At 45.8% G+C, this 23319-nt stretch carries 19 protein-coding genes and 3 pseudogenes; 13 read left to right on the top strand and 9 right to left on the bottom strand.

Annotated elements, in window-relative coordinates; all coding sequences use genetic code 11:
- Positions 1-32: 32 nt before the first annotated feature.
- Positions 33-782: a type I methionyl aminopeptidase gene (map, locus tag CW370_RS18685; RefSeq protein WP_003233698.1), complete on the bottom strand. Its 750-nt coding sequence runs from the start codon at positions 780-782 to the stop codon at positions 33-35.
- A gap of 171 nt (positions 783-953) precedes the next feature.
- Between map and nagE the strand changes: the two genes are divergently transcribed.
- The gene (gene nagE, locus CW370_RS18690) at positions 954-2312 is read left to right on the top strand and encodes an N-acetylglucosamine-specific PTS transporter subunit IIBC (protein ID WP_014479158.1); all 1359 of its coding nucleotides are present in this window, start codon (positions 954-956) and stop codon (positions 2310-2312) included.
- Positions 2313-2345: 33 nt separating this feature from the next.
- On the opposite strand, the gene ltaS is transcribed toward nagE, so the two are convergent.
- Entirely contained in the window at positions 2346-4295 is a 1950-nt protein-coding gene (ltaS, locus tag CW370_RS18695) for a lipoteichoic acid synthase (RefSeq protein WP_003233694.1), read from the bottom strand.
- Between the two features lie 100 nt (positions 4296-4395).
- Here ltaS and CW370_RS18700 point away from each other — a divergent pair, with 100 nt between their 5' ends.
- From CW370_RS18700 to CW370_RS18710, 3 genes are all read left to right on the top strand, one after another.
- Positions 4396-4533 carry a hypothetical protein gene (locus CW370_RS18700; protein WP_080262685.1) on the top strand — a complete coding sequence of 46 codons (138 nt, stop codon included), beginning with the start codon at positions 4396-4398 and terminating at the stop codon, positions 4531-4533.
- Positions 4534-4551: 18 nt separating this feature from the next.
- Complete coding sequence (locus CW370_RS18705; RefSeq protein ID WP_024573400.1) at positions 4552-4944, top strand: J-domain-containing protein; 393 nt, start codon at positions 4552-4554, stop codon at positions 4942-4944.
- 124 nt (positions 4945-5068) lie between these two features.
- Complete coding sequence (locus CW370_RS18710) at positions 5069-6484, top strand: alanine/glycine:cation symporter family protein (RefSeq protein WP_015252561.1); 1416 nt, start codon at positions 5069-5071, stop codon at positions 6482-6484.
- Here CW370_RS18710 and CW370_RS18715 read toward each other — a convergent pair.
- From CW370_RS18715 to CW370_RS18720, 3 pseudogenes are all read right to left on the bottom strand, one after another.
- Positions 6481-6754 (bottom strand): annotated as a pseudogene (locus CW370_RS18715) (endospore germination permease); the annotation flags it as partial. The gene CW370_RS18710 and the pseudogene CW370_RS18715 sit on opposite strands and share 4 nt — an antisense overlap.
- Positions 6755-6802: 48 nt before the next feature.
- Positions 6803-6883 (bottom strand): annotated as a pseudogene (locus tag CW370_RS21370) (spore germination protein); the annotation flags it as partial.
- A 126-nt stretch (positions 6884-7009) separates the two neighbouring features.
- Positions 7010-7195 (bottom strand): annotated as a pseudogene (locus tag CW370_RS18720) (spore germination protein); the annotation flags it as partial.
- Positions 7196-7387: 192 nt separating this feature from the next.
- On the opposite strand from CW370_RS18720, the gene treP reads away from it, so the two are divergent.
- From treP to CW370_RS18740, 4 genes are all read left to right on the top strand, one after another.
- Positions 7388-8800: a PTS system trehalose-specific EIIBC component gene (gene treP / locus CW370_RS18725; RefSeq protein WP_003233682.1), complete on the top strand. Its 1413-nt coding sequence runs from the start codon at positions 7388-7390 to the stop codon at positions 8798-8800.
- A gap of 70 nt (positions 8801-8870) precedes the next feature.
- Positions 8871-10559 (top strand): alpha,alpha-phosphotrehalase, encoded by a 1689-nt coding sequence (gene treC, locus CW370_RS18730; RefSeq protein WP_029946130.1) that lies wholly within the window; start codon positions 8871-8873, stop codon positions 10557-10559.
- A 20-nt stretch (positions 10560-10579) separates the two neighbouring features.
- Positions 10580-11296, top strand: a complete 717-nt coding sequence (gene treR / locus CW370_RS18735) for a trehalose operon repressor (protein WP_003233679.1) — start codon at positions 10580-10582, stop codon at positions 11294-11296.
- Positions 11297-11435: 139 nt separating this feature from the next.
- Positions 11436-12101, top strand: coding sequence for an NAD(P)H-dependent oxidoreductase (locus CW370_RS18740; RefSeq protein WP_014476144.1), 666 nt, complete (start codon positions 11436-11438; stop codon positions 12099-12101).
- A gap of 36 nt (positions 12102-12137) precedes the next feature.
- On the opposite strand, the gene CW370_RS18745 is transcribed toward CW370_RS18740, so the two are convergent.
- Positions 12138-16511 (bottom strand): multifunctional 2',3'-cyclic-nucleotide 2'-phosphodiesterase/3'-nucleotidase/5'-nucleotidase, encoded by a 4374-nt coding sequence (locus CW370_RS18745; protein ID WP_101169905.1) that lies wholly within the window; start codon positions 16509-16511, stop codon positions 12138-12140.
- 243 nt (positions 16512-16754) lie between these two features.
- Here CW370_RS18745 and yfkM point away from each other — a divergent pair, with 243 nt between their 5' ends.
- Positions 16755-17273, top strand: coding sequence for a general stress protein 18 (yfkM, locus tag CW370_RS18750; protein ID WP_029946134.1), 519 nt, complete (start codon positions 16755-16757; stop codon positions 17271-17273).
- 37 nt (positions 17274-17310) lie between these two features.
- Here yfkM and CW370_RS18755 read toward each other — a convergent pair whose 3' ends face one another.
- Together CW370_RS18755 and CW370_RS18760 are read right to left on the bottom strand one after the other, a co-directional pair.
- Entirely contained in the window at positions 17311-18513 is a 1203-nt protein-coding gene (locus CW370_RS18755; RefSeq protein WP_029946135.1) for an MFS transporter, read from the bottom strand.
- A 92-nt stretch (positions 18514-18605) separates the two neighbouring features.
- Positions 18606-18821, bottom strand: coding sequence for a DUF1128 domain-containing protein (locus CW370_RS18760; protein WP_010330293.1), 216 nt, complete (start codon positions 18819-18821; stop codon positions 18606-18608).
- Between the two features lie 202 nt (positions 18822-19023).
- Here CW370_RS18760 and yfkJ point away from each other — a divergent pair, with 202 nt between their 5' ends.
- From yfkJ to CW370_RS18775, 3 genes are read left to right on the top strand one after another with little or no spacing between them, the layout of a single operon-like run.
- Complete coding sequence (gene yfkJ / locus CW370_RS18765; protein WP_101169906.1) at positions 19024-19494, top strand: protein-tyrosine-phosphatase; 471 nt, start codon at positions 19024-19026, stop codon at positions 19492-19494.
- 17 nt (positions 19495-19511) lie between these two features.
- Positions 19512-19832, top strand: coding sequence for a hypothetical protein (locus tag CW370_RS18770; protein WP_003233665.1), 321 nt, complete (start codon positions 19512-19514; stop codon positions 19830-19832).
- A gap of 23 nt (positions 19833-19855) precedes the next feature.
- Entirely contained in the window at positions 19856-20683 is an 828-nt protein-coding gene (locus CW370_RS18775; protein ID WP_003242564.1) for a YihY family inner membrane protein, read from the top strand.
- 198 nt (positions 20684-20881) lie between these two features.
- Here the strand turns inward: CW370_RS18775 and CW370_RS18780 are convergent, their stop codons facing one another.
- Positions 20882-22057 carry an MFS transporter gene (locus tag CW370_RS18780; RefSeq protein WP_029946136.1) on the bottom strand — a complete coding sequence of 392 codons (1176 nt, stop codon included), beginning with the start codon at positions 22055-22057 and terminating at the stop codon, positions 20882-20884.
- 167 nt (positions 22058-22224) lie between these two features.
- On the opposite strand from CW370_RS18780, the gene cax reads away from it, so the two are divergent.
- A complete protein-coding gene (gene cax, locus CW370_RS18785; RefSeq protein ID WP_101169907.1) occupies positions 22225-23280 on the top strand; it encodes a calcium/proton exchanger in 1056 nt (351 codons plus the stop codon).
- Positions 23281-23319 lie beyond the last annotated feature (39 nt).

Genomic DNA, 23319 nt, shown 5'->3' on the forward strand with positions numbered 1-23319 from the left:
AGGTTAAACCTGCCGGAAGCCCGGAATGTGTTTTACAGTTTCGTCAGGATAATCGGTTCATCTTTTGTGATGACGATCGTGTGTTCAACTTGGGCAACCATGCTTTTATCCGGCGTCTTGAACGTCCAGCCGTCTCCAGCTTCAACAATCGTTTCTGCTTTCGTTGAAATAAACGGTTCAAGCGCGATGACTGTGCCATTTTTGAACAGTGCGTTATCAAACGGATCATAATAGTTCATGATGTGATTCGGCGCTTCATGCAGGCTTCGTCCGATTCCGTGGCCGGTCAGGGTTTTGATGACGGTAAAGCCTTGAGAGCGTGCTTCATGATAAACGGCTCTTCCGATCTGGTTTTGGCGCTTGCCCGCTTTTGCCTGCTGAAGCCCCTTTTGAAAAGCGTTTTCCGCGCATTGGCAAAGCTTATGAAGGCGTTCTTCTCCTTCACCGAGCACAAATGAGATGCCTGTGTCGGAATAGAAGCCGCCAAATTCAGCGGAGATGTCGATGTTGACAAGGTCCCCTGCTTTTAAAATTTTGGATGTGCTTGGTATGCCGTGAGCCACTTCATCATTTACACTGATGCATGTCACGCCTGGAAAATCGTATTCCTTCTCAGGAGCTGAAACGGCGCCGTGCTCATCAAGCACAGCTTTTCCGATAAGGTCAAGGTCTTTTGTGCTCATGCCGGGCTCTGCCTTCCGCTTCATTTCTTCACGCGCAAGCGCGACGATTCTTCCGATTTTTTTCAGGCCTTCTAATTCTTGATCGTTTGTTACAATCATCTGTCATTCCCGCTTTCTTTTTAAATAATCTAGATTAAGCTTACCACAACTGTCTTAAAAATAGGAAACACACGGGCCTGGGAAAAAAGAAATACCCCCGGGAAAATTGGTATAGATCACTAGATATCTTATATGGTATATTTGAAAAAAAAGGGTATGAGGGGGATGGGTATGCTTTCATTTTTACAAAAACTCGGGAAGTCATTTATGCTCCCGATTGCAGTTCTGCCTGCGGTTGGAATTATCCTTGCGCTTGGCAGAGAGGATGTATTTAATATCCCGTTTGTCTATCAGGCGGGGACGGCGGTTTTTGATCATCTGCCGCTTATTTTTGCGATCGGAATTGCCATCGGCATTTCAAAAGACAGCAATGGGGCCGCGGGTTTATCAGGGGCGATATCGTATCTGATGCTTGACGCGGCAACAAAGACAATTGATAAAACAAATAACATGGCGGTGTTTGGGGGAATTATTGCCGGTTTAATTGCCGGTTACACCTATAACCGCTTCAAGGATACCAAGCTGCCTGAATATCTCGGATTTTTCAGTGGCAGACGGCTTGTGCCGATTATAACAGCCATTATTACGATCATTTTAGCGGGCATATTCGGAGTCGTCTGGCCGCCGATTCAATCTTGTATAAACTCGTTTGGAGAGTGGATGCTCGGGCTCGGCGGCATCGGGGCAGGCATATTCGGCCTTTTCAACAGGCTGTTAATTCCGCTTGGCCTTCACCATGTGCTGAACAATATTTTCTGGTTCCAATTTGGAGAATATAACGGAGTGACAGGGGATCTGGCGCGCTTTTTCGCGAAAGATCCGACAGCGGGCACATATATGACGGGATTCTTCCCAATCATGATGTTCGGTCTTCCGGCGGCGTGTCTGGCTATGGTTGTGACTGCGAAGCCGTCTAAACGGAAAGCGACGGCTGGGATGATGATTGGGTTTGCTTTAACGGCGTTTATCACAGGGATTACGGAGCCGATTGAGTTTGCATTTATGTTTTTATCTCCGCTTTTATACGCTGTTCACGCGGTCTTAACCGGGTTATCTTTATTTATCGTCAACTGGCTCGGCATCCGCTCAGGCTTCTCTTTTTCAGCCGGAGCTATCGATTATGTGCTCAGCTATGGAATCGCGGAAAAACCGCTGCTTCTGCTTTTGGTAGGTATATGCTATGCAGCAGTATACTTTATCGTGTTTTATGTACTGATTAAGGCTTTGAATTTAAAAACGCCTGGACGGGAAGACGATGATGTGGATGAAGTGCTGGATGAAAATACTGTTCAGGATGTAAATGAAAACATCATGCTGAAAGGGCTCGGCGGAAAAGAAAACCTTCAAACCATTGATCATTGCGCCACAAGGCTGCGACTGACTGTGAAGGATACCGCTTTGGTGGATGAAGCGCTGCTAAAGAAAGCAGGCGCAAAAGGGGTTGTCAAATCAGGGGGGCAATCGGTTCAAGTCATTATTGGCCCGAATGTGGAATTTGCGGCGGAAGAATTGAGAGCTGCTGTCAAATAAAAAAAGCGGAGAGGGCAACCTCTCCGCTTTTTCTTATTTATCTTCGTTATCCTTTGACGTTTCGGAAGAATCTTCGTCATGTTTTGTGTAATCATAATCAGAAGGATTCACCTTCTTAAAACCCTTCGGCTCGTAGAACCGCAGCAGGTCTCCGTTTATGATTTTATCGGACATTTCAAGTTCCTTCTTGACGAGCGAGTCTTCTGACTTGTCGACTTCGGATTCATCGAGTTCTTTTCCGGTTTTCGTGTCGTAATACTTACCGGATATTTTCGTGTACTTCGGTGAAATAAAGTCTCCGTTTCGGAACGGAATCACTTCACGGTGTTCTTTCGATAAAATATCAGAACCGGACATCAGATAGTCCTTCGTATCCACTCCGAGCAGATGCAGAATGGTAGGAGCCACATCAACGTCTCCGGCATATTTATGAACTTTCTCGCCCTTCACGCCGGCAGCGTGGATAAAGAGCGGCACCCGTTGAAGCTGGGCGTTGTCGTAATCAGTGATTTCATCCTTGCCAAGCACTTTCGCCATCGCTTTATTGTGGTTTTCAGAGATGCCGTAGTGGTCTCCGTACATCACAATAATCGATTTATCATATAACCCGTCTTTTTTCAGATCATTGAAGAATTGTTCAATGGACTGATCAAGGTAATGGGCTGACTGGAAGTAGTTATCGACGACAGAGTCACCAAAGTCTCCAGCCGGGAAGTCTGTATCCCCCTCATCCATTCCGAATGGGAAGTGGTTAGACAGGGTAATGAACTTCGTATAGAACGGCTGCGGCAGGCTTTCCAGCAGCGGCATTGATTCTTTGAAGAACGGTTTGTCTTTCATGCCGTAGTTTTTCGTGTTTTCTTCGTTCATGTCATAGTAAGCAGAATCAAAGAATTTATCAATGCCTTCCGCTTTGTACATTTCGTTACGGTTCCAGAACGTCTGCGTGTTCCCGTGGAAAGTAGCAGATGTGTAATTCTTAGACTTCAGAATCGCCGGAACGGATTGCAGCGTGTTTTGCGCTTTGTTTACGAAAACTGAACCTTGAGCCAGCGGGTACAGAGAGTTTTCCATCATAAATTCAGCATCAGATGTTTTGCCTTGTCCCGTTTGGTGGAAAAAGTTATCAAAGTAGAACGTTTCGTTATCATGTGCCAGTTTATTTAAGAACGGTGTCACTTCTTTGCCGTCAATTTTATAGTCGATGATAAATGACTGCAAAGATTCAAGTGAAACGTAAATGACGTTTTTTCCTTCCGCTTTGCCGAAATACACGTTATTCGGCACATCGTAATTGGCTTTCATGTAGTTTTCTACTTCCGTCACGTCGCTGGAATCGGCAAGCGCGCGCTGGCTGTTGGACTTGATATTCTGTACAGCGTCATAAATCGTGAAATTGTATGTTCCCAAGTATTTCACAAGATAGTTCCGGTCGAATGATCTTGTCAGCAATTCAGGACGGTCTGATTCCGCAACTGCCAGGTTGATCAAGAACACAAGAATTGAAGACGCAAAAATAATTCGGAACGATTTTTTGCTTGACGTTTCGGCAGGCTTGTTTACTTTGATCGCCAAGATGATCAGGATGATCGTATCGATAAAGTAAAAGGCGTCAGTCGGTCTCATCAGCGAAAATGCGCTGTCACCGAGTTGGCCGCCGTTTGTTTTAGCCTGCATAATGACCGGAATTGTAATAAAATCATTGAAAAATCTGTAGTACACAATGTTGGCGTACAGTAAAAAAGACATTAAAAAATGAATCACTATAATGGCTGTCTGCTGTAATTTTTTCTTGAACAAGAGTCCAAAGCCAAGAAAGAACAAGCTTGAGCTAAGAGGATTCACAAAAAGCAATATTTTTTGTATCGTGTTGTCTATTCCTAAGTTGAAGTTCAGGACATAACCGACATACGTTTTGATCCATAACAGGACGACCGCGATTAAGAAGAAGGCCAGTCCTCTTTCTTTTATAAATGTTTTCATTGTTACACTCCTTTTTTCCGATCCAGTTCGAGCGAAACGATAGAAAAAACGAACGTATCCAATATAACACGAATCAGCAGATTAGAAAAGTGAAAATCGTATGATGGAGAAAGTGGCGAAAAACGCCGTCGAATCAACGTTTCGCTTTGATATTACCAAATGTAAAACAAGGTATCTTACTAGAAATAAAGGAATAAAATGGTACATTGGGAATTGTATGATAAAATATAAGATATAGATAAAAAGAGGTGAAATGATGGATTTTTCCCATATTGTGTCTGAAGATAAAATTAAGCGCGCCATCAAAGACGGGGACTTTCAAAACCTCCCGGGAATGGGGAAGCCGCTGCCGAAGGATGACGCGGCACACTTGCCGGAATCGCTGCGCATGGGCTATCGTATTTTGAAAAACGCGGGAATGGCAGAGGACGAGGGCCCTCTCAAAAAAGAGCTTATGACCATCGACCATTTAATCGAAAAGTGCTATGACGAAAAAGAACGCGAGCAATTAATCAGGAAAAAATCTGAAAAGCAATTGCTGCTTGATAAGCTTGTCGACAAAAAAGGCATGTTTTCAAAGCCAGCATCAGCTTTTTATAAGAATAAAGTATATGACCGGCTTGGACGAAACAGACCTTCTTCCAGCTGATTTGTCTTGTCTGCAGGATGGCGATTGATAAAAGCCATCCTTTTTATGTTCCAAGTTCTATGTCAAAAGGTTTATGTTTTTCCATCTATGGGAAATGACCCATAAACGAAAAAAGGGTGATGGGATGGAACGTCTATTAGTATGGATAGAGCATATATCTGATTGGCTGTGGGGGCCGCCGCTAATCATCCTGCTGACGGGGACGGGGTTGTATTTCACAATTTTGCTGAAAGGTTTTCAATTTCGCTATCCTTTATACATTTTCAAACAGACAATCGGCAGCGTAGGAAAAAAGCCGAAGGGAGAGGGCACAGTCACACCGCTTCAGGCATTGACCTCAGCCCTCAGTTCAACGATCGGTGCAGCGAACATTGTCGGTGTGCCCGCCGCTATTATGTTTGGAGGACCAGGAGCGGTTTTTTGGATGTGGCTTATTGCCTTATTTGCCATGGCGATTAAGTTTTCTGAAAGTGTTCTTGCTGTTCATTACAGAGAAAAAAATGAGCAGGGTGAATACGTCGGGGGACCGATGTATTACATAACAAAAGGGCTGCGCATGAAATGGCTCGGCGTATTCTTCTCTGTTGCGCTGATTGTGGAGCTGATTCCCAGCATTATGGTTCAGGGAAATTCGGTTTCAGTCTCGCTTGCCGAGACGTTTTCTTTCAATAAAATATACGCAGGAATCGGAATTGCATTTTTGATTGGGTTAGTGGTGATAGGAGGGGTAAAGCGGATCGGAAAAGTAACAGAGTTTGTCGTGCCTCTTATGGCAGGGGCATACGCAGGTGCCGGTCTCCTGATTGTTCTCATGAATCTATCATCAGTGCCGGCGTTTTTCTCTCTCGTCTTTTCAAATGCGTTTACCTCTTCTTCAGCAGTTGGAGGGTTCGCAGGTGCTGCGTTGGCGGAAACCGTTCGCTGGGGATTTGCCCGCGGGCTTTATTCTAATGAAGCCGGAATGGGAACAGCCCCGATTGCACATGCGGCAGCAATGACTGATCATCCTGTGCGGCAAGGGTTTTGGTCTGTGATCGGCATTGTCATTGACACCTTGATCATCTGCACGACCACCGCTTTTGTCGTTCTTGCATCTGGTGTCTGGACAGGGAAGAACGCCTCAATTGACCCGGCAGCACTGACGACGGCTGCATTTCAGCATTATTTCGGTTCTGGCGGAGGGTACTTCGTTTCGGTTTCCCTAGTCTTCTTTGTCGTATCAACCATTATGGTTGTCATTTTTTACGGTGTAAAGCAAGCTGAATTTCTGTTCGGGCGGCTGGCAGGACACGTGATTAAATTCGTATATTTAGCGGCTATTATCATAGGTGCCGCAGGCGGAGCAAAAGCCATTTGGGGCTTTTTGGACTTAGCATTGGCTTTTATTCTCGTTCCAAATGTGATTGCGCTGTTGTTATTGAGCAGAAAGGTAAAAGCGCTGTACACCGAATTCTTTACATCTGAACAGTACTACCTGAAAGATATAAGAAAAACAAAACAGAATCCTGTTTATCAAACAAAAGAAGCTAAAAATTCCTAGTGCTTTGCTTTGGCGCCGAACAACGCTTTGCTTTTTATGATCAAATAAATGAGTAAAGGCAGCAAAATAGAAATCACTACATTAATGATTGGTTTGATTCTGTTAAAGTCGAAGCTGATTTGTATGTAAGAAGAACCAAAAGCTGCCGGTTGGTGTATACATGGCTTTCGGGTCGTTTCCTTGAGTGTAAGAGCGATAGGCTGTACCACGATACTTCACTATAATGACGGGAATCCAAAAGGCCGCGATGATCAGGTCTGAGCGATCCAAGATACAATCATCACCATGGGGCAGACACAATTTCCGCATCAGTACTGTCCCAATAACAAGAGCGCCGAGGATGCTGACCGTCTGACCAACGGTTTTCGGCAGGCGCACTCCCTCTTCACGGAGAGCCTCAGCTGTATGGCGGGGAAAGAAATCGGCTAGCGGGCAGACGCCGCGCAAAACATTATACCCTGAGGCTTTCAGTGAAGCCCTCTCTCGATCCTTTGATGGTCGATTCTGTTATTAACTTTTCAAAGTTTCTTCATAAACAATAAATCCGCACAGCCCGTTTCCAAAGTCAAATTGTCTAAATACGATGTTTGAGCAACCTTCTGTAAGCTGGGTCAGATTATCGAGGTTTTCCTTCAAATTGGGAGAGATCGGTCTGTCCTGATTGTCTTCAAGCTCTTTGATGAGCTGAAGCGCTTTGTCGCGTTTATTCATAGAGGCTCACCCTGCTTTTTAATGTCATATTCAATAAGTGCTTGTGACTTTTAGGGTAACCTTGTCTGTTTCATATAATCCAGACTAGGATGAAAGCGCTATAAAAAAGTGTTGACTACCTGTATATACAGGAATACAATATGATTATAAGTTGTATATACAAGTTATAAAAACGGATACGGAGGGGTTGGCATGGGGGAACTGAACAAATCGGCACGTCAGATTGTCGAAGCAGTCGGCGGTGCTGAAAATATTGCAGCGGCAACTCATTGTGTTACACGTTTGCGTTTTGCTTTAATAGATGAAAGCAAGGTTGACCAAGAGATGCTTGATCAAATTGATGTGGTAAAGGGATCATTCTCGACAAACGGACAGTTTCAGGTCGTAATCGGCCAGGGAACTGTCAATAAAGTATATGCTGAACTGGTTAAGGAAACGGGGATTGGCGAGTCAACAAAGGATGAAGTGAAGAAGGCCTCAGAAAAAAATATGAATCCTTTGCAGCGTGCTGTGAAAACGCTTGCAGATATTTTTATTCCAATATTGCCTGCGATTGTCACGGCGGGTCTTTTAATGGGGATCAATAACATTTTAACGGCGGAAGGCATTTTCTTCAGCACAAAATCGATTGTGCAGGTTTATCCGCAGTGGGCGGATCTTGCTAATATGATTAACCTGATTGCAGGCACGGCCTTTACGTTTTTGCCTGCGTTAATCGGATGGTCTGCCGTCAAGCGGTTCGGCGGCAATCCGCTTCTCGGCATTGTGCTCGGAGTTATGCTCGTGCATCCTGATTTGCTGAATGCGTGGGGATATGGCGCGGCAGAACAAAGCGGAGAGATCCCGGTATGGAATCTATTCGGCCTAGAGGTGCAGAAAGTCGGCTATCAGGGCCAGGTGCTCCCAATTTTGCTTGCTTCTTATATGCTGGCGAAGATTGAGGTATTTTTAACAAAACGCACACCTGAGGGCATACAGCTGCTCGTTGTCGCACCAATTACGCTTCTTTTAACGGGATTTGCCTCTTTTATCATTATCGGCCCGATTACATTTGCGATCGGTAATGTACTGACTTCAGGGCTTATCTCGGTGTTCGGTTCTTTTGCCGCACTGGGCGGTCTGTTATATGGCGGTTTCTACTCAGCGCTCGTGATTACCGGTATGCATCACACGTTTCTTGCAGTCGACCTGCAGCTCATCGGATCAAAGCTCGGCGGCACCTTTTTATGGCCGATGCTGGCGCTTTCTAATATCGCACAAGGTTCGGCAGCTCTGGCCATGATGTTTATCGTGAAGGATGAGAAACAAAAAGGCCTCTCCCTCACATCAGGGATTTCTGCTTATCTTGGCATTACAGAGCCTGCCATCTTTGGGGTGAATCTGCGATACAGATTCCCGTTTATCATTGCAATGGTCAGCTCTGGCCTGGCCGGAATGTATATTTCTTCTCAAGGTGTGCTGGCAAGCTCCGTCGGTGTCGGCGGCGTGCCGGGGATTTTCTCAATCATGAGCCAGTACTGGGGCGCGTTTGCAATCGGGATGGCTATTGTATTGATCGTGCCGTTTGCCGGAACATACGCGTATGCGAGATTCAAACATAAATAACAAATGGGGAGCGGGACGTGTTGAACGTTCCCTTTTCCCGTTTTCAATTTAAATATGGTGGTGGAGACAGATGAAAACAGAACAAACGCCATGGTGGAAAAAAGCTGTGGTTTATCAAATTTATCCGAAAAGCTTTAACGATACAACGGGAAACGGTGTCGGCGATTTGAACGGCATTATTGAAAAGCTGGATTACTTAAAAACACTTCAGGTGGATGTGCTATGGCTGACGCCGATTTATGATTCTCCTCAGCATGATAATGGGTACGATATTCGTGATTATTACTCGATTTATCCTGAATACGGAACGATGGAGGATTTTGAGCGGCTAGTGTCCGAAGCACATAAAAGAGACTTGAAAGTCGTCATGGATCTTGTTGTCAATCATACGTCAACAGAGCACAAATGGTTTCGCGAGGCGATCTCTTCCATAGACAGCCCGTATCGTGATTTTTATATATGGAAAGATCCGCAGGAAAACGGTTCTCTTCCGACGAACTGGGAATCGAAATTCGGGGGATCGGCATGGGAACTTGATGAAGCGTCGGGCCAATACTATTTGCATCTGTTTGACGTGACACAGGCTGATTTGAATTGGGAAAATGAAGAGGTCAGAAAGCATGTCTATGACATGATGCATTTTTGGTTTGAAAAGGGAATAGACGGCTTCAGGCTTGATGTCATCAACCTGATTTCTAAAGATCAGCGCTTTCCGAATGCGGAGGATGGCGGCGACGGCCGCTCTTTTTACACTGATGGGCCGCGGGTGCACGAATTTTTGCATGAAATGAACGAAAAGGTGTTTTCGCATTACGACAGCATGACGGTCGGTGAGATGTCTTCAACAACCGTAGACCACTGCATCCGGTATACGAATCCTGACAATAAAGAACTTGATATGACATTCAGCTTCCATCATCTCAAGGTTGACTATCCCAACGGCGAAAAATGGGCCTTGGCGCCGTTTGACTTTTTGAAGCTGAAGGAGATCCTATCCGACTGGCAAACGGGGATGCATGCAGGAGGGGGATGGAACGCTCTGTTCTGGTGCAATCATGATCAGCCGCGCGTTGTATCAAGATATGGAGATGATGGAGCATATAGGGTGAAATCGGCGAAAATGCTAGCTACGGCCATTCATATGATGCAGGGCACGCCTTATATTTATCAGGGCGAGGAGCTGGGGATGACGAATCCGAAGTTTTCGGACATCAGCTCCTATCGGGATGTCGAATCGCTGAACATGTATCACGCCTTTAAGGAAAAAGGAATGGCAGATCAAGAGATCACAGCCATTTTACAGGCGAAATCCCGCGACAATTCCAGAACCCCTGTTCAGTGGGATGCTACGGAGAATGGCGGTTTTACAACGGGCACACCATGGATACCGGTTGCAGGAAATTATCGGGAAATCAATGCTGAAGCGGCGCTGAGGGATCAAAATTCGGTGTTTTACCATTATCAAAAATTGATTCGAATTCGCAAAATGTATGACATTGTGACAGAGGGAACGTATGAGTTAATCGCAAAGGATGACCCGAACATTTTTGCGTATCTCAGACACGGCAGCAATGAAAAGCTGCTCGTGATCAATAATTTTTACGGGACAGAGGCGGCCTTTACACTGCCGGACTCTTTAGCGCCTGACGAATGGAAGGCAGAGGTGCTGTTGACGAACGATGAAGCAAGGGAAGGGCTTCAGAACATGACGCTTCGCCCGTATGAGTCCATTGTTTATCGTTTAACGAAACCGTGTTAAACTAAGCTGGGTGGTCCATAATGAAGGTGAATAAATTCATCACAATTTATAAAGACATCGCACAGCAAATTGAAGGCGGCCGATGGAAAGCGGAGGAGATTCTTCCGTCTGAACATGAGTTGACCGCACAGTACGGTACATCAAGAGAAACGGTCCGAAAGGCGCTTCATATGCTCGCGCAAAACGGTTATATCCAGAAAATCAGGGGAAAAGGCTCCGTCGTGCTCAACCGTGAAAAAATGCAGTTTCCCGTTTCGGGTCTTGTCAGCTTCAAGGAACTCGCGCAAACGCTTGGCAAAGAAACGAAAACAACTGTACACAAATTCGGGCTGGAGCCTCCGTCAGAGCTGATCCAAAAACAGCTCCGGGCCAATCTGGATGACGACATCTGGGAAGTCATCAGGTCTAGAAAGATTGACGGGGAACATGTGATTTTGGACAAGGATTACTTTTTCAGAAAGCATGTCCCTCACCTGACGAAAGAAATTTGTGAAAACTCCATATATGAATATATAGAAGGAGAGCTCGGTCTTTCGATCAGTTACGCCCAAAAAGAAATTGTCGCCGAGCCGTGTACGGACGAGGACAGAGAGCTGCTCGATTTACGCGGCTATGACCATATGGTCGTGGTGAGAAACTACGTCTTTTTGGAGGATACCAGTTTGTTTCAATATACGGAAAGCAGACACCGTCTCGACAAATTCCGATTTGTTGATTTTGCGCGGCGGGGGAAATGAGAGAGGCGCCTGCCTGCGGCAGCGCGCTTTTTTGTTTGGTATCAAAATTGATACTATCCAACAAAAATGTGCGTACTTTTACTTTTTATCATAATGGCTACAATAGAGATGAGAGTAACCTAAAGGAGAGGTGTTTTACATGGCAGATCTAAAGAAACAAATTCTGGATGCATACAATTTCAGGCATGCGACTAAGGAATTTGACCCGAATAAAAAAGTGTCAGACAGCGATTTTGAATTTATTTTAGAAACAGGAAGACTGTCTCCGAGCTCACTCGGCCTTGAGCCTTGGAAATTTGTCGTCGTCCAAAATCCGGAATTCCGCGAGAAGCTTCGTGAATACACATGGGGCGCGCAAAAGCAGCTGCCGACCGCAAGCCATTTCGTCCTGATTCTTGCGCGTACAGCGAAGGATATCAAATATAATGCGGACTACATCAAACGTCATTTAAAAGAAGTAAAACAAATGCCTCAAGACGTGTATGAGGGCTATTTAAGCAAAACAGAAGAATTCCAGAAAAACGATTTGCATTTGCTTGAAAGTGACAGAACATTGTTTGACTGGGCATCAAAACAAACCTATATCGCGCTTGGCAACATGATGACTGCCGCTGCGCAAATCGGTGTTGATTCCTGCCCAATCGAAGGCTTCCAGTACGATCACATTCACCGTATTCTTGAAGAAGAAGGCCTTCTGGAAAACGGAAGCTTCGATATTTCTGTGATGGTGGCATTCGGCTACCGAGTGAGAGACCCTCGCCCGAAAACAAGATCTGCTGTTGAAGATGTTGTGAAGTGGGTTTAAATAAAGAAAGCTGCTCGCATAGCGAGCAGCTCTTTTTTATGCCTGATTCGCTCTATTCTGTTTTCTCCTCTGATGTAAGTACAATGCCGTTCCGAGTGCACTAATCAGAAATCCGGCCAACAGGATCGAGTACATGGATGTGGCTGTGTCCGGAAGCAGGCCGCCAGCTGGACCGTCTGTTCCTGACCCGCCCGAACCGTTAGTCGGTTGAGTGCCGGGAGGCGTATCATTTCCTCCGTTTCCGTCAGTTGGCTGTTTTCCGCCTGGTTTGTCGGAGCCGCCGCCATGATTGCCGTCATCACCGCCTGTCGGTTGATCTGACGGGAATGCAGGCGGTTTGTTGTTCTCTCCGGAATTTAAGATCGTGTATTCGCTGAAGTGGTTTGTATATCCTGTCACCATATCATCGTCAACTGATCCGTGATCTGTCTTTATGAAAGCTTTCTTTTTTCTATCGACGTGATAAATGGCAGGGTTATGGGCTTCTTCAATATCAAACATGCGAAGCGAAAGCTGTACGGGCTCCTTGAATGATTTTATTTCTTTTCCTTTTTGCTTTACTGTAAAGTCATATACATCTGCCAGTGACACATCCAATTCTCCCGTCGAATTGATTCCGATTGCAGTGTCTGCGGTTTTAAGGTTCGCCATTGGCATCTTCATGCTGTACCAGTAGTTGAACACCGTCAATGAAGGATCTGACTCTCTTTCTTTCAAAAGTTTGACCTGATCTTTTTTTACTTTGAGATTGATAGGCTTCTCTTGTGATCCTTCATGTGTTCCGTAATAGACAAACGGCGTGTTGGCATTTTTAGCGTAAATCGCAAATTTGTCTTCATCAAGTGTCCAGCTGCCGTCCTTCTGCTTTGTCGGCAGGAATACTTCTTTGATCCGTCCTTCAAGCTTAGGAGAGACCTTGTTTCCTAGTTTTTTCAGCTGTTCGGTGAAAATCTCATAATCAACGTAGCCAAGGTCTTCACCATGGGAGGCTTCTGTAAAGACAGAATATCCGTCTCCTCCGGCACCGACAAAATTATTTGTTGCCACGCGGTAGGTATCATCCGTATTTATAGCAACTTTGTCTCCGTTAGGCGATTCAATTTTCACTTCTAACACACGGTGTCCAGGTTCGTTGTTTAATGTAAAGGTATATTCGATTCCGGCCACCTGAGGGAAAGCGCCGCCGCCATTTTCCACATTGCTTAGGCCTTGTTCAAGGGCTTCTTTAATTTGTTTTCCGGTTAAATCGGCCACGTAAAGCGTATTGCCGAACGGCATCACGTTGAGCACCTCGCCGAGTGTGATATCCCCTTTGTCAATGCCGGCTCTGATGCCGCCGCCATTTGTTATCGCTATTCTGGCGCCGGCTGCTTCTTTCGCTTTTGCCAGCATACCGTCCGCAATGAAGTTTCCGAGATTTGTTTCCTTCGTGCGCACATGCTCACGCTGGCCGTCAAGCGCCACATCCGTGTAGCCGACTTTTTCATTTTTCACGTCCTCTAATTCACTTTTGAACTGATCGAGCTCTTGTTTTGCTTCTGGGTTTTCTTCTGTATGTTCATCAATCGGCAGCACGCTCAGATTTGATTTGTCTGTTTGCACAACGCCATTTTCATCAAACGCGACATCAACGCGCCCCAAGAATTGGCCGTATTCTTTTGCCTGCGCCACGATCGTCGGTTCTTCGTTGTTTACGACCTCCATTTTGTCAACGAGGGTGTGAGTGTGTCCGCCGATGATCAAGTCAATGCCTTTTACTTTTTTGGCTAGCTCAAGATCACGGTTATGCCCGATGTGGGTTAAAGCAATAATCTTATTTACCTTTTCTTCTTCTTGAATCGCTTTGACGGTGTTTTGGGCTGTTTCAAAGGCATCATTGAATACGATGCTTTTGCCCGGGCTTGATGTGGTAGCCGTATCTTCCGTTGTCAGGCCGAATACGGCGACTTTCTCCCCGTCAACGTCTAACAGAATGTAAGGGTGGATGCCGGCCTCTTTCTCTTCACCTGCCGTAAAGGTTTGCGGCTTTTTGGCAAATGATTTCAGCTTGGGTTCATTTGACACATCTACGTTTGCACTGACAATCGGAAATTCCGGTGCTTCAAAGTGATAGCGGTTCGCCGGATCAACGGTTGCGCTGTTTCCGCTTAGAAAATCAGAAAGCACTGTCGGGCCTTTATCAAATTCATGGTTCCCGAAAGTCATGGCGTCATAGCCCATCATGTTCATCATTTTCAGATCGGCCAAACCGTTCCATTTTGTAAAATACAGATCGCCGGAAAACACATCTCCCGCATCAAGGAGAATGTTGTGATTTGTTTCGCTGCGTACTTTGTTGATTTTCGTCATTCGTCTCGCTGCATCATCGAGATGTGCGTGCGTATCATTGGTGTGCATGACGGTCAGATCCCACAGTCCGTCTTTAGGAGGATCTGGATTTGAATCATCATCGAATTGCAGCTTATACACACCATAGCCTTCATTCGCAGACTTGCCTACATAAGCGACGTCGTCTGCTTTATCGGCAAATGGCTTCGCCAAAAGCGAGGATTCAAACGTCAGATTCGTGCCGGAAACAGGCGCGATTGACCAGTTGTTGTCTGCCTTAGGATTGACTGTTTTTTGTTCAATAATGTAATCCATCAGCACCTGCCTGTTTTCAACTGCAGAGCCGTGGACAATTTTATCACTCGTCAGATGAGGGAACCCGCCGCCTCCGGACGCACGATAGTTATTGGTGACCACGAGAAATTCCTGGCTTGGGCTGATCGGCTTGCCTTCATAGGAAAGGTTGATGATCCGGGATGAATCCGCATTGATCACTTTTCCGTTCTCATTGTATTTAGCCGGTTTTGTCACATCGACCTGATATGTGACACCGTCAATCACGTCAAAATTATAGGAGCGGAAATTCTCGTTCAGCAAGGCCTGATCGCCGCCTTTGGCTGGATCAATTTGATTGAATTGGCCTGCTGACATCTCCAGCCAGTCCTTGACTTCGCTGCCTGTCAGTTTGACGATTTGAACAGTATTATCGTAAAGGTACAAGTCACCGACATTTTTAATCGCAAGATCTCCGGCTGGAATGTTTGTATAGTAATTGGCTCCGTTTCTGCCGCCTGCTTTAAACGGCGCTCCAGCGGATAAAATCGGCAGGTTCTTGTACTCGGTATCCTTCATTTCTTTTTCGGCATACCATTTTTGCGCGTCAGTCACGATCTGAATGGAAGGATCATCTTTGACCTGTGCAAAGAAGCTGTTAATATCTGCTTCGGTTTTGCCGACTGGCTTTCGGACATACTCCAGTGTGTTTTGGTGTGTTTGCTGAATGGTGTTTGTAACGGTTTCGTTTCTTGATGTGACGTTGCCAGCAATAGATTCAATACTTCCTTTGGAATCTGCTACCTTCCATGAGCCGTCCGCCTTTTCAAGCTTGAGGTCAATCACGCCTAAATATTTGCCCCAGCTGCTTGGCATGACGACAGGAATGCCGTTAATTGTTCCCTTTTCCACATCGAACTGAGCAACACCCGCATACTCGGCGGAAGGAAAGAGTCCGTGCTGATGGCCCGAGATAATCGCGTCAATGCCTTTCGTTTTGGTGGCAAGGTCAAACACGGCGTTTTCTGCACCTGATGATTGTGACTGCTTTTCAATGCCGGTGTGGGCGAGGGCAATAATGACATCTGCGCCTTCCGCCTTCATTTTCGGGATCGTTTCATTGGCGGATTCTACGATATCCTGCACCTGCACCTGTCCCTCGAGATTCTTTTTGTCCCATGTCATGATTTGCGGCGGGACAAAGCCTATGTAACCGACTTTTACTTTCTGCTCATTACCATTTTCATCAATGAGGGTTTTTTCATTAATCACATACGGCGTATAACGGTTTTCACCGCTAGTTGTTTTGACGTTGGCATTTACAATCGGGAAATCGGCTCCTTTGATTGTGCCGTCGAGAAAGTCGAGCCCGTAGTTGAATTCATGATTGCCAAGCGTTCCGGCGTCGTATTTCAGCGCATTCATGACGCTGATAATCGGATGGGTTTTCGTGCCGGAGATAATGTCGTCTTTTTGATATTTCACCGAGTATTCACCCAGCGGATTCCCTTGAATCAAGTCGCCGTTATCCACAAGCAGGGTGTTAGGGTTTTGCTCGCGGTGCTTTTGGATCAATTGCGCTGTTCTCGCCAGACCGAAATCCGCCGTTTCTTTGTCGCTGTAGTAATCGTAATCCATCATGTTGGCATGAATATCAGTCGTAGCCAAAATACTCAGATGCACCTGAGGAGCCGCGCTTTCTTCTGCATGAATGGGTGGTGTTGGGAGGATTAGGCTAAGTATCATAATTGGGGGCAAAAGAATACGGAGAATGTTTTCGACGTGTGTTCGTCTTTTCTGTATTCTCACCAGTTCTCCACCTTTCAACGAAATTTGTGTTACAGCTCCTATTGTAAGAATATTTTGTAACTATTTGTAGGTGTTTCTTTATGATTATTGTAAAAGGGAGAAAAATGAGTACTATGTAGCAGCTTCAAGCGACAAATACTGGGTATTTATGCTTATCGTTTGTCCATATTCGCAAAATGTTTATTTTAGTGTGGCTGGGGTAGAGTGTTTTATGTAGACATATAAAGCGGGAGGTTATGAACCATGGGGAAAAAAATTGCAGTTGTTTTGACAGATTACTTTGAGGACAGCGAGTACACTGAGCCTGCGAAAGCCTTTAAAGAAGCGGGACATGAACTGACTGTCATCGAAAATGAAAAAGGAAAAACAGTAAAAGGCAAGCAGGGAAAAGCGGAAGTGACGGTTGACGCGTCCATTGACGACGTAAATCTTTCAGACTTTGATGCGCTTTTGATTCCCGGAGGATTTTCACCAGACCAGCTTCGTGCTGACGATCGTTTCGTCCAATTTGCAAAAGCGTTTATGACTGACAAAAAGCCGGTATTCGCTATTTGCCATGGCCCGCAGCTTTTAATCAATGCGAAAGCGCTCGACGGCCGAAAAGCGACAGGCTATACGTCCATTCGTGTTGACATGGAAAACGCCGGTGCCGACGTTGTGGACAAGGAAGTGGTTGTTTGCCAAGATCAATTGGTCACTAGCCGCACACCGGACGATATACCGGCATTTAACCGCGAGTCATTGGCATTGCTTGAGAAATAAAGAAAAAACGGACGCCCGCGGGCGTCCGTTTTTTTGATCATAACGTGACATCAGCTTGAACAGCCGTCAGTTTCTTGTACCTGTAATACAAGAAAGCAGCTGCAGCCGTTCCGATGACCGCAATGCCGAAGTCGAATATGAAAATATGGGCGATGCCCCCCGCTTTTGCGATAAGCCCTGTTGCAATCGGCAGCAGAATCGATGCAAGGCTTGAAGCGGTCGCTACAATTCCGGTAACGGTTCCTTTTCGCTTCCAGAAAAGCTCTGTCATTAACGTAATGGTAATTTGAAACACACCCGCAGTTGAAAAGCCTAAGAAAAAGGCAGTGATGTCCAGCACAACTGGGATATGAACGGTCAGCATGACTGCGAGTGTACATAAAGTAATAATAGGATATAAGAGCGTTATGAAGACAGGTTTGACCCATCTGTTCAGCAAAACGGCTAATAATAAAACAGATGCCAGAGATCCTATACTATAATAGCTCAGCAATTGTACAGATGCTGATTCAGCTAAACCGGCTGCCTTTTGCGCGTAGCTCGGGAGCCAGATTTGAGAAACCGTAAATAAAGCCGTGGATGTAAAACCGATGATAATCAGTGCGGTGCCTTCTTTCTGAAAAACGGGTTCAGACAAGAAAACGGGAGATTCCTGTTGGCCGCTATTAGTTGGTTTCTTATGTTTTTTAGGAAACGAAAGCGTTGATAAATAAATAATATTCAGGAGATAGACCGCTGCCGGCAGATAAAAAGCAAATCCGTAAAACATGCTGTGGTCTGCTAAAAATGTGATCAAAAGCGGCAAAAGTGCGGCCCCCACAGACATAAAGGCTTTAACCAAGACATTTGCCGAACCGGAAGCAGACGGAAAGAGCTCGGTTAGGGCCGGATATGTTCCGGCATCCATGGCTGAATTAGCGACTCCGGCTAATAAAGCGAACACAAACGCCAGTTCATAGCTCGGTGATAAAGGAATACCGACTAAAAAGACGGCCATAATTCCCGCAGAAGCGACAACAAGCGGCTTTCTGCCGATTTTATCTGATAGAACTCCGGAAATGCCGTATGTCAGCAGTTTGCCAAACCCGATAGCGGCAATGACATAACTGATGCCGGTCGGATCGGTATTCCACTGTTTTGTTAATGAGGACATATTGGATGCGAGAATAATGTTGACCATCCCCAGAAAGAAGTAGTTGATATACATTCCGGATGCTGTTTTTATAGATGTCGTTTGCATGCTTGTACTCCTTCAAATCTTATTCGAACACTTTACTGTTTTGGTTTGAGGAAATGATAAAAAAGACTCGCCGAGTTTCCGGCCAGTCTCCATTATTTACGAAGCGAGGCTAATTCTTGAGCAATCGCCTGCATTTCACTTGGGCTGAATGATTCTTTTTTCATCACCATGCTGTGAAGGTACGTGAGGTCTTCAATCTTCTCATCACTGAAATCCTCCGCTTTGATTACGCCGACGTTCAGCATGTTCAGCTTTTGGGAAATCTCTTCAATCATTTGAGTTAATGTTTCTGTATTTGGGCTGGACAAATGGTTCCATCCTTTCTATGCGCAATATAGGTATGTTTTATTCTAACAGAATTCCATCAGAAAAAAACCCTATTCTAAAAGCAGGCTTTTAATTCCAAAAAAGTGAAGACATCAGTTGAAAAGGAAATGAACATCCTACTAAGATATTCATGAAGGTTTCTTTTTAGAGAAATAGGGGCAAAGAATAGGGAGGTTGCACATCATGATAAGCGTGTTATTTGTTTGTTTAGGTAACATTTGCCGGTCTCCGATGGCGGAAGCGATTTTTCGGGACCTGGCAGCCAAAAAAGGATTAGAGGGGAAAATCAAGGCGGACTCAGCCGGTATTGGCGGCTGGCACATCGGCAACCCCCCGCATGAGGGAACGCAGGAGATATTGCGCAGAGAAGGAATCGGCTTTGATGGCATGCTGGCGCGTCAAGTCAGCGAACAGGATCTGGCCGATTTTGATTACATCATTGCAATGGATGCAGAAAATATCGGAAGTCTCAGAAGCATGGCGGGATTTAAAAACACCTCGCATATCAAAAGGCTTTTGGACTATGTTGAAGATTCAGATCTTGCCGACGTTCCCGATCCTTACTACACAGGGAATTTTGAAGAAGTCTGCCAATTAATCAAATCAGGCTGTGAGCATCTGCTTGCGTCTATTCAAAAAGAAAAACAATTGTGAGTGAAAGGAGAATTTGCATGAACAACGAACGTTTAATGCTGAAAGGGATATTTCTCGGAGCTGCGGCAGGCGCGGCGTTATCACTGCTCCATAAGCCGACAAGACAGGCGTGCGGCATGAGATGGCTGACATGCAAGCATAAACTTTCACTGTACAAAAGCAACCCAGAGCTGTTAAAAAACACTGTCATCACAAAAGTGGATGAGGCCAAAAAGCTCGCCCAAACGCTTTCAAAGGAAGTCGACTTTGTGAACCAGCAGGTGAAAGAGCTGAAGAAAACAACGCCGCAAGTGATGGAACTCGTGCAAGAAACGAAAGAGCATTTTTCAAAAAAATGATCAAACATGCGAGGTGAGACGACATGAGTTTTTTGAAAGAGCTTTTCAGCAGATACACCCTTCATGAAGGACAAAGTAAATCAGCGGAGCTGGCGTATTTTTTTCTATTGTCACTGTTTCCGTTTTTGATTTTTATGCTGACGCTCACCGCGTATCTTCCGCTTTCTACCGATGATGTTTTAGGAGTCATAGAACAATATGCTCCCGCCAGTGCGATGTCACTCGTTGAATCCATTACCCATCAAACCTTAAATAATCGAAATGGCGGTTTGCTGTCATTCGGGATTATCGCCGCATTATGGTCTGCGTCTAATGGAATGAACGCGATCGTCCGGTCGCTGAACCACGCGTATGATGTGGAAGAAAACCGCTCTTTTATCATTGTTCGTCTAACCTCGATTTTTTTGACGATTGCCATGGTATTTACGATTTTAGTGGCTTTGCTTCTGCCGGTATTTGGCCGGGAGATTGGAAGGCTCGCTTCTGACTTTGTCGGCGCGTCGGATCTGTTTTTATCCGTCTGGGCCGCCATTCGCTGGGGTGTCAGCCCGCTTGTGCTTTTGATTGTTTTTTCCGCGCTGTATGTGATTGCGCCGAACAAAAAGCTGTCTCTCCGGTTTGTCATGCCGGGTGCGGTCTTTGCGACTATCGGCTGGATCATTGTCAGCACATTGTTTTCATTTTACGTCAGCACGTTTGCGAACTATAGCGCCACTTACGGGAGCATCGGGGGAATCATCGTTCTGATGATTTGGTTTTACTTGAGCGGCATTTTAATTATCCTAGGCGGAGAAATCAACGCTCTTTTACATAAACGTAAAAAGCTTCCTGATGAAAATCCCTACCATTAGCGCACCCTATAAACGAACTTCGGTTCAAAAAGAAGTCGGGGGGATATCGTGATGACCAAGCATACGAAAAAAGGCGGAAGCCATAACAAACAAAACTCGAAAAGCAAATCGAGCCATAAAACAAGCGGAAGCGCCAACGGACAAAACGGCTACCATTAGCATAAAAGCCTCCTGACATGATGTCGGGAGGCTTTTTGATTAAGAAGATGAAGAATAGGTTTCAGCCGGTGACCAGCTTTTCGGTTTGCCCAGCACAAGGGCCAGCCACACAGCGCTAAGCGTGAGAGTAATGAAGTAGAACAAGTTTGCGCTTTCAAATGTCTGCATATACCAGCCGCCGGCAACCGGGCCGAGGATGCTGCCGAGACTGAATGTAATGCCGCAAAGCAGGTTCCCCGCCGGCAGGAGGTGAGGCGGAAGAAGGTCTGTCATATAGCTGATGCCAAGTGTAAAGGTTGATCCGACTGCCATTCCTGCAATAAAAAAGCAGCCGCCGATCACGTAGGGCGAAGGAAATACACCGGCGATGAAAAAGCAAAGAGCCCCAGTCAGTAAAATCACCAGCAGCACATTCCGCCTGCCGTATTTATCGCTGAGGATGCCGAGCGGAAACTGAAAGATAATGCTTCCAATCGCAAATGCGGGAAGGATGATCGCTACTGCGTCTACTGATATCCCCAAACGGAGCGCGTACACCGGAAAGCTTCCGTTCAGCGCCGTTTCCAGAAAGCCGTAGCCAAATGTAGGCATAAAGGCAACCCACCCAAACAGCATGGCCTGATAAAATCGCCTGAAACTATTGTCAGATTTGGTTTCATGAGGACTGGTTTCCGGGTATGCATTTTGTAGAAAGAAAACAAAAAGCCACGCAAACAGACTGATGCAGCCGGACACGATAAAAGGAAGCGACGGACTCAGCTTGACAAGCGGCACCATGAACGGGCCTGCGGCAAAGCCAAGGCCAAAGGAAAGCCCATAAATAGACAGGTTTCTTCCGCGATTTTGTTTTGATGACATGGAGGTCACCCACGTTTGCGTAGAAAAGTGAAGCATGTGGTCGCCGATTCCAATGAACAGGCGAAGCAGGAACCAGACCCAAACTGACTGAAGCCAAATAAATCCGAATAAGCTTAAAATGACAATGCTTCCGCCCATGACGATCAGCGGCTTGAACCCGAGCTTTCTGAGCGGCGCTTCCATAAACGGCGAAGCCAAAAGCACACCGATATACAGCCCGGTCGCGTGCAGGCCGTTGATAGCAGCGGATTCTCCATTTGTTTCAAAAATGATTGAAATGACAGGCAGCAGCATGCCTTGTGAAAACCCGGAAATGGAAACGAGCAAGACAAGGATAAAGAAATGAAATCGTAACATCGTGTCAGTTCTCCTTATGTGGAATCTATGTTGATCGTACAACGTTTTCCAAAAGCAGGCAACCTGAAAAAAGCCTATATCACGCTATACATTTGCCCTCGTGTAATCATGAAGGTTTTTGTGAAGAATAAAAATAAAACAAGTCATAAAAAAGGAGCTATTTCACCATGAATCGTATCTTTTTTATTTTAGTGGCGGCCGGTGTTCCGCTTTCTGTGATTGGCAGTTTGATGCATTGGCCTTCCGCGGTTCTTTTTGCCGTTTATTGCGTGACGATTATCGCGCTTGCAAGCTATATGGGGAGGGCGACAGAATCACTGTCCATCATTGCAGGACCGCGTATCGGCGGTTTGTTGAACGCCACCTTCGGGAATGCGGTGGAGCTGATTATTTCCCTTTTTGCATTAAAGGAAGGCCTGACAGGAATCGTACTTGCCTCTTTAACCGGTTCAGTGCTGGGGAACCTGCTGCTGGTAGCGGGCCTATCGTTTTTTGTCGGCGGTTTAAAATATAAGCGGCAGGAATTTAATATCCATGATGCCCGCCATAATTCCGGGCTTCTGATTTTTGCCATCATTGTCGCCTTTGTGATTCCGGAGGTATTCTCTGTTGGTATGGGAAACGCCAGCAAACTCAATTTAAGCATCGGCATCAGCATCATTATGATTCTGTTATATGTGGCGGCGCTGTACTTTAAACTTGTCACGCATCGGGGCGTTTATCAGCCGAATAATGCCGCTCAGACTGAAGGAGAGGAAGAGCCGGAATGGTCAGGGAAGGTTGCGACGATTGTCTTGTTTGCGGCAACGATTGTGGTGGCATACATATCCGAAAACCTGGTCCATACCTTTCACTCGGTGGCTGAACAGTTCGGGTGGAGCGAGCTGTTTATCGGGGTCATCATCGTGGCGATTGTAGGAAATGCGGCGGAGCACGCGTCAGCGATTATTATGGCCTTCAAAAATAAAATGGACATTGCGGTTGAAATTGCAGTCGGCTCTACGCTGCAGATCGCTATGTTTGTCGCACCGGTTCTCGTCATCTGTTCTATCTTTTTTCCGACAAGCATGCCGCTTGTATTTACATTGCCGGAGCTCGTCGCGATGGTATCAGCGGTTCTCTTGATGATCGCGATTTCGAATGACGGGGATTCCAACTGGTTTGAAGGGGCGACACTGCTTGCTGCATATGTCATTATGGCGATCGGCTTTTTCCTTCTTTAACCTGAAAAAATGATGGATAACAACAAAGCGGGATGAAAA

Source organism: Bacillus sp. SN32 (genome assembly GCF_002837495.1).
Lineage (GTDB): Bacteria > Bacillota > Bacilli > Bacillales > Bacillaceae > Bacillus > Bacillus subtilis.